This is a genomic window from Actinomycetota bacterium (assembly GCA_023488435.1).
Lineage (GTDB): Bacteria > Actinomycetota > Coriobacteriia > Anaerosomatales > UBA912 > UBA912.
The window spans coordinates 72,124-85,837 of the sequence record JAMDCK010000030.1 but is presented as its reverse complement, the minus strand read 5'-3'; the positions used below and the strand labels follow the sequence as shown (position 1 = coordinate 85,837).

At 55.9% G+C, this 13,714-nt stretch carries 11 protein-coding genes and 1 tRNA gene; 8 read left to right on the top strand and 4 right to left on the bottom strand.

Annotation, left to right across the window (positions count from 1 at the left end):
- Nucleotides 1–7: 7 nt before the first annotated feature.
- The gene (locus M1617_04885) at nt 8–892 is read right to left on the bottom strand and encodes a thiamine pyrophosphate-dependent enzyme (GenBank protein ID MCL5887624.1); all 885 of its coding nucleotides are present in this window, start codon (nt 890–892) and stop codon (nt 8–10) included.
- A gap of 1 nt (nt 893) precedes the next feature.
- Nucleotides 894–2,687 carry a 2-oxoacid:acceptor oxidoreductase subunit alpha gene (locus M1617_04880; GenBank protein MCL5887623.1) on the bottom strand — a complete coding sequence of 598 codons (1,794 nt, stop codon included), beginning with the start codon at nt 2,685–2,687 and terminating at the stop codon, nt 894–896.
- A 99-nt stretch (nt 2,688–2,786) separates the two neighbouring features.
- Between M1617_04880 and coaBC the strand changes: the two genes are divergently transcribed.
- The 6 genes from coaBC (at nt 2,787) to M1617_04850 (ending at nt 9,664) form a co-directional block, all read left to right on the top strand.
- On the top strand, nt 2,787–4,049 hold the full coding sequence (gene coaBC, locus M1617_04875) for a bifunctional phosphopantothenoylcysteine decarboxylase/phosphopantothenate--cysteine ligase CoaBC (GenBank protein MCL5887622.1): 1,263 nt from the start codon (nt 2,787–2,789) through the stop codon (nt 4,047–4,049).
- Entirely contained in the window at nt 4,046–4,408 is a 363-nt protein-coding gene (locus tag M1617_04870; protein ID MCL5887621.1) for a DUF190 domain-containing protein, read from the top strand. The genes coaBC and M1617_04870 overlap by 4 nt, the downstream gene beginning before the upstream one ends.
- A gap of 98 nt (nt 4,409–4,506) precedes the next feature.
- A tRNA-Pro gene (locus M1617_04865) sits at nt 4,507–4,583 on the top strand.
- Nucleotides 4,584–4,643: 60 nt separating this feature from the next.
- Nucleotides 4,644–5,249 (top strand): CDP-alcohol phosphatidyltransferase family protein, encoded by a 606-nt coding sequence (locus tag M1617_04860; GenBank protein MCL5887620.1) that lies wholly within the window; start codon nt 4,644–4,646, stop codon nt 5,247–5,249.
- A gap of 60 nt (nt 5,250–5,309) precedes the next feature.
- Nucleotides 5,310–7,787 (top strand): sugar phosphate nucleotidyltransferase, encoded by a 2,478-nt coding sequence (locus M1617_04855; GenBank protein ID MCL5887619.1) that lies wholly within the window; start codon nt 5,310–5,312, stop codon nt 7,785–7,787.
- A gap of 74 nt (nt 7,788–7,861) precedes the next feature.
- Complete coding sequence (locus tag M1617_04850; GenBank protein MCL5887618.1) at nt 7,862–9,664, top strand: VanW family protein; 1,803 nt, start codon at nt 7,862–7,864, stop codon at nt 9,662–9,664.
- A gap of 20 nt (nt 9,665–9,684) precedes the next feature.
- Here M1617_04850 and M1617_04845 read toward each other — a convergent pair whose 3' ends face one another.
- Nucleotides 9,685–10,473, bottom strand: a complete 789-nt coding sequence (locus tag M1617_04845) for a hypothetical protein (GenBank protein ID MCL5887617.1) — start codon at nt 10,471–10,473, stop codon at nt 9,685–9,687.
- A gap of 46 nt (nt 10,474–10,519) precedes the next feature.
- Entirely contained in the window at nt 10,520–10,981 is a 462-nt protein-coding gene (locus M1617_04840; protein ID MCL5887616.1) for a prepilin-type N-terminal cleavage/methylation domain-containing protein, read from the bottom strand.
- Nucleotide 10,982: 1 nt separating this feature from the next.
- On the opposite strand from M1617_04840, the gene gcvT reads away from it, so the two are divergent.
- Both gcvT and gcvH read left to right on the top strand, forming a co-directional pair.
- A complete protein-coding gene (gcvT, locus tag M1617_04835) occupies nt 10,983–13,337 on the top strand; it encodes a glycine cleavage system aminomethyltransferase GcvT (protein MCL5887615.1) in 2,355 nt (784 codons plus the stop codon).
- Nucleotides 13,324–13,707: a glycine cleavage system protein GcvH gene (gene gcvH / locus M1617_04830; protein MCL5887614.1), complete on the top strand. Its 384-nt coding sequence runs from the start codon at nt 13,324–13,326 to the stop codon at nt 13,705–13,707. The genes gcvT and gcvH overlap by 14 nt, the downstream gene beginning before the upstream one ends.
- The last annotated feature ends 7 nt before the right edge of the window (nt 13,708–13,714 follow it).

Here is a 13,714-nt window from a genome sequence, read left to right as displayed (position 1 = left end):
AGCAAGCTCATTCCATTGCATCCAGGATGCCGTTGATGTCGCGCGGTGACTCTGCACGCTTGTAGCCGGGCACTGACGCTGCGGCCAGCTCGTCACCGTAGGACGGAACGCCTTCCTGCTGGTAGTAGATGCCGATGGGCACTGTGCACTCATCGGGCGTGCAGGTGAGTGCGTGGAATGTGCTAAGCGACAAGTCGAAGGCGGCCGTGCGGTCAGAGGTGTCCCAACCCCGATCCTCCAGGCGCCATACGCGCTCCTTGAACCACTGGAATGTATTTAGCTTGTTCCAGGTCACGCAAGGCTGGAAGACATCGACCAGTGCGAATCCCTTGTGGGTAAGCGCTGCGATATAGAGCTGGGTGAGATGCGCGATGTCGCCCGCGAAACCTCGGGCGATGAAGGTGGCCCCTTCGGCAAGTGCCAGGCCGATCGGATTGACCGGTTGCTCTAGTACACCTTGCGGCGTAGAGACCGTCTGCATGAGCCTGTCGGTGGTGGGAGAGGCTTGCCCGGTCGTCAGGCCGTAGATCTGGTTGTTATGTGTGATGCATGTCAGGCGCACGTTCCTCCTGGCGGCGTGGACGAAGTGTCCGAGCCCGAGTCCATAGCCATCGCCGTCACCCATCTCGACGATCACTTCAAGGTCGGGGCGGGTCAACGCCAGTCCGGCGGCAGGGGGCAGTGAACGCCCATGAAGTGCATGCATTCCAGCCACGTCGAGGAAGTCAGCGCCGTTGCCGTGACAGCCGATACCCCACACCACACTGAACTCGTGCTTCTCCCAGCCGAGCTCGGCCAGTGCTCTCCTGAGTGCTTCTGACATCCCATAGTTGCCGCATCCCGGGCACCAGGTCTGTTTCACTGAGGTCATGAAATCCTTTGGAGTCGGCATGTTACTGGATGACCTCCTTGACCCAACGGGCGATCTGATCGGGGCTGAAAGGCCGTCCATCGTAGCGGTTGAGTGTCTCATCGACGTCGATCAGGCAATGCTCCCTGATGAGGCCGCGTAGCTGACCTGTCATGTTGCCTTCGATGACTGCGGTCCGGCCCGCCGAATCGAGGAACGCACGGACCTCCTCGGCGGGGAAGGGCCAAAGCGTGACGCATTGCAGGATGTTGATCACGATACCTTCGTCTTGCAGGATGCCCATCGCCTCCAAGGTCGGCATCTTCGTCGAGCCGAAGAGAATTATCGAGAGATCGGCTTGTTCCGGCCCTAATCGCACCGGTGGGGGAACGAGATCGCGCGCCAGCTCCATCTTGCGCATGCGCTTCTCGTTTTGGACGACACGAGTGTGCGCATCCTCGCCGAGCGAGCCGAAGCCGCGCTCGTCGTGCTCGTAGGAGTTCACAATCTGCTCCGCGCCGATGACCCCGGGAAGCGCACGCAAGCTGACTCCGGAAGGAGAGTCCTTGTAGCGAGCGTATCTGCCTTCGGCATCGAGGGCCTCGGGGTGTTCCGTGAGGTCTCCTTCGGTTACAAGCGATCCTCGATCGATGCTCACTTCCGAGCCGTCGAAGCGCGTTACCGTTCTGCGGTTATCGGAGAGATAGGTGTCGCCAAGGATGATCACAGGCGTCTGGAGCAAGTCAGCTAGGTTGAAAGCACGCCAGGTCAGGTCGAAGGCGTCCTGATGATCCCCGGGGGCGAGCACCACCCGCGGAAACTCCCCCTGGGATGCGTGCAAGACGAAGCGCAGGTCGGACTGCTCGGTCCAGGTCGGCATCCCCGTAGCGGGTCCAGGACGCGTGAAAACGCCTACGACGCATGCGGTTTCGCTCACCCCAGCGAATCCGAGCGCTTCGACCATCAGCGAGAAGCCACCGCCAGAGGTCGCACACATCGCCCTTGTCCCGCCGAAAGCGGCACCGATCACCATGTTGATCGCGGCGATCTCGTCCTCGGCGTGTTTGACGACCACGCCTTCCTTCTCCCCGTGGGCAGCCATCAGATGAAGCAGGCTCGAGGCGGGGGTCATCGGATAGGCGCTGTAGAACCCGACACCAGCCGCCATGGCGCCGAGGAAGACCGCTTCGTTGCCGTCGACAAGTAGGCGCTTGCCGTTCTCGGGGAGCGGCTGCAGGCGGTAGGGAAAGCCGCACTCGTTCGCGCGGGCGTGATCGTAGCCGGCCTTTGCGATTGCGACATTCTGCTCGACTATCGCTGGGCCCTTACGGGCGAATTGCGACGTGAGCGATTCTTGCAGCGGCTCGAAGGGAAAGCCGATATATCCGAGAACTGCGCCCAGAGAAGCTGTATTGCGCATGATCGCCGGACCGCCTGCTTCGCGAACTATGCTCTTCAAAGGCACGGGAACCAGGCATCGATCGTTCGGTCGCAGATCGACGATCCCAAGCGTTAGGGGATCGAAGTCATCAGGGTCGTACATGATGGCTCCGCCGGTGCCCAATTCGGCGATATGCAGGGCGACCGTCTCCTGATCGAGGGCAACCAAAATGTCTGTGTCGAGCACATGTGAGTGAATCTGCTCGGTGCTCACCCTGAGGTGGTAAGTGTTGTGACCGCCCTTTATCAACGAGGGGTACTCAGTCAGATCGAATGTCTCGAGGCCTGATCGTGCAAAAAGTTTCGCAAGTGTCTGACCGGCAGCCTTGATGCCGAAACCGGCCGGGCCTCCGATCCTGATACGTACTTCGAATTCTTCGGAAGCTCTGAGAGGCAACTACATCATCTCCTCGATAGCTAGCGGTTTCGATCGCCACGTTCGATGCTATCATCATATTCGACCGTAGACTTCTTATCCCCCATAGATGGACAGAAGATGCACGAATCAGTTGACCACAACCCCGCCACGAGCGATCTTGCTCAGGTTCCCAGGCGAAATATCCTCATCGGCGTCACCGGCTGTATAGCGGCCTACAAGGCCTGTTACATCGCAAGAAGTCTTGTTGCACACGGTTTCTCAGTGAAGACCGTCATGACCGAGGCAGCCACCCGCTTCGTTGGCCCGGCAACGTTTCGTGCGCTCACCGGCAATCCTGTCATCACCACGATGTGGGAGGACTCGCCCTCGGCGCCGGTACATCACATCGCCTTGGCTCAGGAAACCGATGTGTTCCTGATCGCGCCGTGCACGGCGAATGTGATGGCCAAACTTGCATCGGGTCGTGCGGATGACATGCTCACCACCACCGCTCTGGCGACCCAGGCCCCTATCATCGTGGCCCCCGCGATGAACACAGCGATGTGGAACTCCGAAGTGACCCAGGCCAACGTCAGCGCCCTTCGGCAGCGCGGTGTCATCGTGGTCGATCCCGCGTGTGGCGAACTGGCATGCGGTGATAGCGGCCAGGGACGCCTCGCAGATGTCGAGGATATCATTGAATCCGTCTTGGTTGAGGCGCATCGTACCCGTAGCCTTGCCGGGGCCCACATCCTAATCACCGCCGGCCCCACTCGCGAGCCAATCGACCCCGTGCGCTTCATCTCGAACCACAGCAGCGGCCTTACGGGCTACGCGATCGCTGAAGAAGCTTCCCGCCGAGGAGCCCGGGTCACACTGATCTCGGGGCCAACTTCGCTGCCAGTACCCTTCGGTGTCGACTTCGTCGGAGTCATGACCGCCCGTGAGATGCATGCTGCGGCGATTGCTGCATTCGAAGATTGCGATGTCGTGATTGCAACCGCAGCCGTTTCGGATCATCGGCCAGCTACTCTATCGGCAGTCAAGCTCAAGAAGACTGATGAACTCGCCAACATCCCACTCGCACCGAACCCTGACATCTTGGCTGACCTTGCTAAGGTGAAAGGTCATCGCCTTGTGATTGGTTTTGCTGCAGAGACCAACGACGTGATCTCGAATGCTAAGGCCAAGCTGAAGGCGAAGAACCTAGATCTTGTTGTTGCAAACGATGTCTCGGACCCATCGATTGGATTCGCGACTCTTCACAACCGCGTGAGCTTTGTCGGTCCACTCGGAATCGAACAGCTAGACACCCAGTCCAAAAAGTCGATTGCGAGACGGCTGCTCGACTTGGTCTCTGACAGACTCGCACCTACAGCCGAAACAAAGGAGCAATCATGACAGAACTCTCGGGGCCCGCAAAGAAACTCTCAGTCTATCTTGGAGAGGCTGACATGTACGACGGAAGACCCCTTGCCCAGGCGATGGTTGAGCAGGCGCGTGTCGCGGGATGTTCCGGCGCGACCGTATTGCGCGGATTAGCGGGGTTTGGCGCAACCAGTCGCCAGCATGTGAAGCACGGTATCAGGATGTCGGTGGATTTGCCGGTGTTGCTCCAAGTGGTCGACACCGCCGACAAGATCACAGCCTTAGCCGAAGTGTACGGTGAGATGCTCTCCGACGGACTTATCATCATCGAGGATGTTCATGTCCTTGTGTATCGGGGTGGAGTCACGGGCGGACCGAATCCATCCGCATGATTGGAACTAGCCTGCAAGACGGGGGTTAGTCGATTTTTCTTCTTGATACTTCTAGCTGGGAACACTAGTATTCATATCTGCCGTCTGAAGACCAAGATCGGGCTGTGGCGCAGCTTGGTAGCGCACTTGACTGGGGGTCAAGGGGTCGCAGGTTCAAATCCTGTCAGCCCGACCATGTTCTTATTCGGCGATCGGACAAGGTCGCAACTAGCGATCGGTACAACCGAGGAGTGCAGTGACCAAGAAGCCGACCGCGGTGGAACGCGAGGCAACCAACAGTGAGAGTGATGTTTGGACCGTTGCTAACGTCATAACCATCCTTCGGTTGATGTTGGTTCCATTCTCGTTCACGGTTCTGATCCGCGACGATGGTTCGGACATCCTTGCTTTCGCCCTGTATGCTTCAGCAGCCGCTACTGACTGGATCGACGGCCAGATTGCGCGGAGAACAAGCACGGTCACTGCAATCGGCAAGGCCATAGATCCGTTGGTTGACAGGTTACTGATTGCATCAGGTGTCATTGGGCTCTATATGGTTGACCGCCTGCCTCTTCCCATACTCGCCCTGCTAGTCTTGAGGGATGTCTATCTTCTATACGGTGCCTGGAGACTCGAGAGACATCAGCTCAGGATGCCCGTCACGCTCGTCGGCAAGGCAACCACAGCAGTACTGTTCGTCGGTCTCTCGCTGATGATCCTCAATTGGCCATATGTCACAATCTCCGACGACCAGCTGCTTTTAGGGCTTATAATCGTATACATAGGGGCAGTCATGTCGGCCTCAACAGCCATTCATTACACAGTGCTTGCGAAGCGACTCGTAAGGGGACATACCAGTTAGTCCGGGTGATGCACTTACCGCAGGGGAACGACGGAGGTGGGGCAATTGAAAGCCGTTGTCATGGCAGGCGGAGAAGGCTCGAGATTACGACCACTTACTAGTTTGCGGCCAAAACCGATGGTCCCGATCGTCAATCAACCGATCATGGAGCACATAATCGGCCTGCTCAAGCACCATGACATTACCGACGCTGTCGCAACGCTGGCATTCATGCCTCGCTTCATCGAAGACTACTTCGGCAATGGCGAGGAGTGGGGCATGAACCTCAGTTATGCAGTCGAAGAAACCCCTCTTGGAACCGCGGGCTCTGTAAAGAACGCCGAGCATCTGCTAAGAGATGGCACCTTCTTGGTGATTTCCGGCGATGCTCTTACCGACATCGACCTTACATCAGTTATCGAGTTCCATCGCAAAAAGCGGGCGACCGTGACCATAGCGCTTAAAAGCGTGCCGGATCCTCTGGATTTTGGAGTGGTGATCACCGACGCCGACGGAAGGATCGAACGCTTCCTGGAGAAGCCAACCTGGGGGCAGGTATTCTCGGACACCATCAACACAGGCATCTATGTCATGGAACCTGAGGTCTTTGACTTCATTCCTCAGGGTGAGGCCTTCGACTTTTCCAGCCAGCTGTTTCCGCTTCTCATGGAGAAGGGCTACGGCCTCTATGGATTCCACTCAAAGGGCTATTGGTGCGATGTTGGTAGCTTGGAAAGCTACGTCCAGGCACATCGGGACCTCATGTCGGGTAAGGCTAATCTCTATATCCCGGGGATTTCCGTCCGTGACGGGTTGTGGATAGGAGAAGGCGCCCGCATCGATGCCGACGCCGTACTTGGCGAGCATGTCGTAGTCGGAAAGAACGTTACTATTCGATCAGGCGCCGTCATTGGTGACTTCACCGTCTTGGGTGACAACTGCGTCATTGGGACAGATGCTAAGGTCACCCATTCGGTAATTTGGAGCGATACTTTCATTGGCAGGAACTCTGACGTTCAGGGATCCGTCTTGTGCAGAGGTGTCGATATTCGTGGAGGGGCATCGGTAGCCAGTGGGGCCGTTCTCGGCGATGAAGTGACCGTTGGCCACAGGGCTCACATCAACACTGACGTTCAGGTCTACCCATACAAGACCGTCGAGCCAGGTGCTGTGGCCAGTAGCTCGATCATCTGGGAGGCTACTGGTGCCAGAACCCTGTTCGGCGAGCGCGGGATATCAGGAATCGTCGGAGTGGATTTGTCCCCCGAAATGGCTCTGCGCATTGCGCAAGCCTACGGATCGCTCCTTCCCAAGGGCTCACATGTCATGGTCAGTCGTGATTCTTCGCGTTCATCTCGAATGATCAAGAGGGCCATGATTGCCGGTTTGAATTCGGCAGGATGCCATGTGCGGGACCTGCGCGTCTGTTCTCCGGCGATGAATCGTCTGACCACCCGAGACACTCGTTGCCTCGGAGGAGTCCATGTCTGTCAGTCGGCGACAGATGTTCAGGCTATTGAGATTCACATATTCGATCGTCTCGGGTTGGATATCGCAGCGTGGGAGGAGAAGAAGATCGAGCGACTCTACCATAGAGGTGAGTTCCGTCGCACTTTCTTCTCCGATGTTGGCGACGTGACTTTCCCTCCCAGGACGATCGAATACTATTCGAGCGCCCTAGAGACCTTCGCTCACTCGATTAACACCGATGACACATCTTTCAAGGTTGTGGCCGATCTGGCCGGCGGGGTAGCTTCTTTCGTACTGCCCCAAGTATTCGTCCACTCAGGAATTGATCTGGTCAGCATCAATCCCTTCCTTGATGCGGAGAGGACCTTCATCGGCACTGACCAGAGCGAAGAGTTCGGCGAACTATCCAGACTGGTCCAGTTCTTGGGGGCTGATCTGGGTGTCGCCTTCGATACCTCAGGCGAGCGCCTGACTCTACTGACACCCAGCGGAAAAACTTTGGACGGGGCGACATCGTTGTTTGCCTTGGTCGACCTGTGGTGTAAGTACGACGAGTCTGGACTTCCAGTCGCAGTACCATCCACAGTCTCACGTGTAGCTGAGAAGATTGCGGCAATCACTGGGCACTCCGTGATCCGACCCGGTCGCTCTCGCAGGTCCCTCGCCCAACTAGCTGCCAATAACAGTGTCTCATTCGCAGGGGGTCGTACCGGCGGTTACATCTTCCCCAGCTTCCTTGCGGGCTACGATGGCGTCGCAAGCCTAGTTGGAATCTGTGCGCTGCTAGCCAAGGATGAACGCACCCTTGACGAGATAGTCGCACAACTCCCGCCATACTTCGCCGAGCAGACCGACATATTCTGCCCGTCGACTAGCAAGGGCAAGGTCATGCGTTCCCTCACGGAGGAAACAGGAGTCCCGACTGCTGACATCACTGAGGGGATTCAAGTCGAATACGATGACGGATGGATACTGGTCCTGCCTCACTCATCAGAGCCGCATATTTCAATTTTTGCAGAAGCTGATACAATAGACAGACTCAAGACCTTGACCGACAAGTGGACGCAGATGGTCGAGGCTAGTATTTGAATATAAACATGTGCAACCTTTCGAGGGAAGGACTCACTCAGTCGAACCCTCCGATCCCCCCAGGATGATTATCGATGAACGTGTTCAATAAGTTCATGACGCTTCCCATTTGGCAGAGAGTGTTGGCTGCTGTTATCGCGACCAGCTTTGCGTTTGTACTCATCTTTAGTGCAATAGACCTCGCACTCAGTTTTGAAAAGATCCATCCCGGAGTCACCGTTTATGGGATCGAGATCGGCGGCCTTCCCCGTGATGAGGCTGCGATTAAACTCGCTGAGACCGCAACAAAGCGATTTGAGAGAAGCATCCGCATCGTCCACCCGGAAGGGGAGTGGGAGACATCCGGTCAAGCCATCGGGGCCACTCTTGATGTCGATGATGCCGTTGATTCGGCATACAGGGTCGGCAGAGCAGGCAATGTGCTCGACCGCGCTGTAGAAAGGATTGACAGCTGGGTGTCGGGTGCCGCAATTACAGCTCCACTTTCTTATGACGCATCCGCCGCCGCTCCGGTCATTTCGGCCATTAGAAGCGCAGTGGAGATACCTGCGGTCGATGCCGCCATCACCATCGATGGGCCGTCTGCCTCCTTGCGCACATCATCACCAGGAGTCGCACTTGCCCAGGATGTTCTGCTTGAGGCCATCCTTCTATCTAGTGTTACTGACGCGAAACCGGTGGAACTGCCCACAGCAACTGCCAACCCAAGCATCGAAGACGCCCAGGCGAAGCAGGCACTTTCGGTTGCGCAATCAATGCTGGCCAGTGATGTTGTACTGACTTTTGAGGACTCACGTTGGACCTTGAAGCCAGAAATCCTGGGGCAGGTCATTGCGTTCCGAGCCGAGGAATCAACAGCTACTGCTCCCGCTCGATCCGCTATTTTGGTCGCTTATGTCGACCCCATCGCTGCATCCAGTACGATAGGCCCTGTTGTGTCTGCCGCTGGTAGGCCGGCGAAAAACGCATCCTTTGATGTTCAAGGTGACAATGTCCGGATTATTCCAGGGGAGGATGGCACCGGTCCGGATTTCGAGTCGCTAGCAAAAGAGATGACCAGAGTTCTGACTGATGGCCAGAGTCGACAGGTTGAGCTCAGGATGACCAGAATCGAACCCGAGATCACTACTCAAGAAGCCAAAGACATGGGCATCACCACACGATTCGCTACCTATACCACCCGTTTCGACCGTTCGAACCGTCCACGCGTCAATAATATCCATCTCATCGCTGACAAGGTTGATGGCGTACTACTCGCGCCGGGTGAAACCTTCTCCTTGAATCAGAGGGCGGGCAGGCGTACCGCAGAAAGAGGCTTCCAGGCCGCTCCTGCCATCATCAATGGGCAACTGGTTCCAACCCTGGGCGGCGGCATCTGTCAGTTTGGGACGACCATGTTCAATACCATATTCGAGTCCGGGTTGCCCATCCTCGAGCGTCGAAATCACTCGCTTTTCATATCCGCATATCCCCCAGGGAGAGATGCGGCAATCGCTTGGGGCGGACCCGACCTCAGCTTTAAGAATGACACCCCGAACTGGGTCCTTGTTGATACGTCGTACACTGCATCCTCCGTGACCGTCAATCTGTATGGAACCGATCCGGGTTTTGTGGTCACCAGCGAGACAAGCCCTTGGCGTGACGTCAAGCCTTTCCCCACCCGAGAAACACCAGACCCCACTCTGCCTCTTGGCTCCAGAAGAGTCGAGCAGGCGGGCGCCAACGGGGGCTCAGTGGTAGTCCAGAGATTCGTCAAGAGGGATGGGGTGACGGTCAGAACCGACTCTTTCCGCTCGGTCTATCGCCCCAAAGAGGAGATCGTTAGGGTTGGAACCAGGCTGCCAGTGTCGCTACCCTCAACGCCTACTACTCCTTGAGTCACATTCGATCGTTGCGGTTAGGTTTTCGGATCGCGTTGCAGCCTCTGGTGATACTCGATAATTTCCTGAATCTTCTCAGGAGCCGAAAGGCTCGTGATTGACAGCTCGTCGAGCTGCTCCCCAAAAGATTTCTGGATATTCTCTTCGAGTCGCGCCTTGAGAACCTCAATCTGATTCAAGGAAGTATTGGGTGATATCAGTACAAGGATGCCATCGTCTGTGCGACCGAATCGATCCAACACCCTGGTTGATGTGCGGACGGATTCAGAAATACGCCTAATGATGTTTTCCTGGTGCCCTGCCTTGGGCGATTTGTTTGGATTCAGGGTCAGACGAATGAGTGTCACCGAAAAAGGAACGGCGTACCGCTGAGACTCAGCAATAGCCATCTCTAATGCGGACGCTACAAGTCGCTGGTTGTAGCCCCGGCTCACTGGATCGATTCCTTCGAGCTCCTTGGATTGGTCGAATCTCTTGCGTATACGTGTCGTCATCTCTCCGACAATCACTCCGATCGCGGAGAAAGCGATGACTCGAACAAGAATCATCTGAACGAGATCCCAGCTGAACACGACTTCATCGGCTCTGAACCCTACCTGGATGGCAATGTAGACAATGGAGAAGGCGAGCGCGGCTACCAGGCCAGATGATGTTCCTCCAAATACTGCAGCAACGAATACTGCATAGAGCATGACTTGAGCGATGAGTTCTTCAACGAGAATCTCACCGCCGACGATGGCGACGCTTGCAACTACCACGATGGCCCCGACGCAGATCAACCAGAATTCGAAGCGTCCTTGCCTCATCAATCCTCGTTCCTATAGTGGGAGTCGCATCACGAATAGTAAGTGCTTACTGGTGGTTGGGGCAAGTGATCTGCTGAGAGGCGGGATCCAGTTCGAGCGACACTTGTGGGTCCGCTGGACATTGAGTCGCCGAGGTCAGGTTGTTGATGTAGGGCTCAAGGTCCAGGATTGTCTGAATGTTGACCCCATCGTTGTCCGCACGAAAAGCCTGCACCGCAGCGTTGAGGGTACGCTGGTTGGCAAGGCAGGTCATTCGGTGTGTGCTAGAGGTTGCATGCGCGAACGACGCCACCGCGATAGTCAGCAACACCGCGAGGATGGCTAGGACCGCCATGAGCTCAAACAGCGAGAATCCGCCCTGGCAATCCGTTGCGTCGGAATTACACTTGGATGTTTCGTGCCCTGTGTGGTTCACTGTTCGCTGACCGAGTGCGTCATGAGTTTCCCTCGTCGAAATGGATCGACCCGTGATCAAAATCAGTACCCATGGCATAAGTATATCCGACATAATGAATAACTCGCTAGTGTTTATCCTTTCGATTGTAATAGCCCTATCTCCGGCTTCAGCCTATGCAGTCAACTCCGATGACCCACTTTCGGCAACTTCTAGCTCGCGCGGTCCTTCGATTGACACTCCACACGAAGCACTGCTGCTCGTCTCAGAAAATGGGCACGAATTGTGGTCAAAGGGCGCGGATGAGAGTCGATCCATTGCTAGCATTACCAAGATAATGACGGCAATCGTAGTCCTCGATCGTGCAAATCTCGACGACTCCGTGATGATATCAGCAGCCGATATCGCAACGGGGGGATCGAATGCCAACCTCCGCCCTGGCGAAATCATGACCGTCAGGGAGTGCCTCGAAGCCCTCCTGTTGGTTTCCGGAAATGAGGTTGCTAACGCTCTGGCACGACACGTCGCAGGCTCCCCGGAGGAGTTCGTTGCAATCATGAACGATCGGGCTCTTCGGCTAGGTATGTCAGATACTCGCTTTGCGAATCCTCATGGCATAGATCAGGCCGGGCACTACTCCACCGCACGCGACCTAGCAATACTCGCTCGGTATGCGATGCAGAGCGATGAGATCAGAAGGATATCAGCATTGGAATTCTTTGATCCGGATGGCTCTGGCCCGAGGCCGCCTGAAGAGAATACAAGCCTGCTCGTAGGCGAATACCTTGGGGCAACAGGCTTGAAGACTGGCTGGACCTCGCGCGCAGGCTTTTCGTTAATCTCTTCGGCTAGCCGGGACGGACTCGAGCTTTTTGCGGTCATTCTTGGGACTCCTAGCGAGAGGGCAAGGTTTGTGATCGCCCAGCAGGCCATGGATTGGGGATTTGAAAATCTCACATACCAGAGATTCGTGGACCGTGGCCAGGAATTCGGCTCAGTGCGAGTCACCGACTATCTCGACCTCACTATTCCTGCCGTTTCGAACTCCGCTTTTTCGGACTACATATTCGCGCCAGACGGTCAGGTCACGGCTGAGGTTGAGCTAGTTGCCCACATCGAGGCTCCCGTGGCTGCTGGCGATCGCCTTGGTACGCTAAGGTTGGTACAAGATGATAGATTAATCTATCAGACCACGCTTGTTTCACAGGTTTCGGTAGAAAAGCCAGGAGTGTTCGAAAGAGTTTGGATCGCCATTCAGCGCTTCTTCCGTCCACAGGAAGGGCAAGTTCCCTTGGCCACACAGGTTTCAAAAACACCGCTCTACGATGAACACATCGCACTTGGTGCGCAGATGACCGAGTTCGCCGGCTATCTGATGCCGATGCAGTACATGGGTATACGGCAGGAGCATTCGGCTGTTCGGGAGGGCTGCGGTATCTTCGATCTTTGTCACATGGCACAGCTTCGGGTGTGCGGAGCAAGCGCTTTCGATTTCCTGCAGTACCTTATGACGAACGATCTGTCTCGTCTCTCAGTGCCCGGAATAGCTCAGTACACATTGATATGCGACCACGATGCGGGAATCATCGATGACGTCATCGTGTATCGGACTGGCGATAACGAATATCTCCTTGTGGCCAATGCGGTGAATCGGTACATCGTCTTCGATTGGGCGAACACGATCCGCGACAGGTGGAGCCTAAATGAGTCCGCCGGAGAGGGCGCGCGCAAGCACGGCATCGATCTTGATATCATCGATGAGACCGATCGCACTGGTTTGATAGCTCTGCAGGGTCCGCTCGCCATGAGGCTACTTGAGCATATGACGCCCAAAGACACCACTTTTCCTGCGCGATTCAGCATTGCGCCGTCCACCGTCGGTAACATGCCAGTCCTCCTCTCTCGAACCGGATACACCGGCGAAGACGGAGTCGAGATATTCACACATGAGTCCAATACAGTGGCTATCTGGCGATACCTGCTTTCGTTCTCAGAAATCACCCCTTGTGGCCTCGGGTCTCGCGACACCCTCAGACTTGAAATGGGTTATCATCTTTATGGTTCAGACATGGATAGGGGAGTGGATCCGATATCCGCCCGTCTCGGATGGGTTTGTCCAGATAAGAAGCATGATTTTGTTGGTAGCGAGGCAATTCGGCGGATTCGCGAACAAGGCATTGAACGAGTGCTTGCTTTCTTCACGTCCACCGAAGGGATACCAAGGCAGGGAATGAGCATCTCGGTGAAGGGTATTGAAATTGGGCGTGTAGCCAGTGGGACATTCTCCCCATCGCTTTCTATCGGGATCGCATCTGGCTACATTCCCATCGAGTACGCCGTCGCGGAGCAGAAGCTTGATCTGCAGGTCAGACGGAAGCACGCTCCGCTGATCGTTGTGGATCCACCATTCGTGCACGACACTTCTTTAAGACAGAATAATTGCCGAAAGGAGAACGATGAATCCGGATGATCGAAGCTACCATCCTGAGCATGAATGGGTGAAGATTGGAGAAGGCGGGCTTGCCACCATCGGCATCACCGACTTCGCCCAGAGACAGCTAGGGGAGATAGTCTATGTCGAACTGCCCGAAGTCGGTAGCACTATATCGGCCGGGCAAGTCTACGGTGAGGTTGAATCTGTGAAGTCGGTCTCAGAGCTGTATGCACCTGTCACGGGTCAGGTTGTCCAGGTAAACTCGACTCTCCCAGACACACCTGAGATCATTAACTCGGAACCTTACGGTGAGGGTTGGATAGTCAAGATCCAGATGAGCGATCCTGAGGAGATGGAATCACTGATGCCCGCCGATCGGTACTCGGTTCACGTCGGCGAGGCGTGAGAACCTC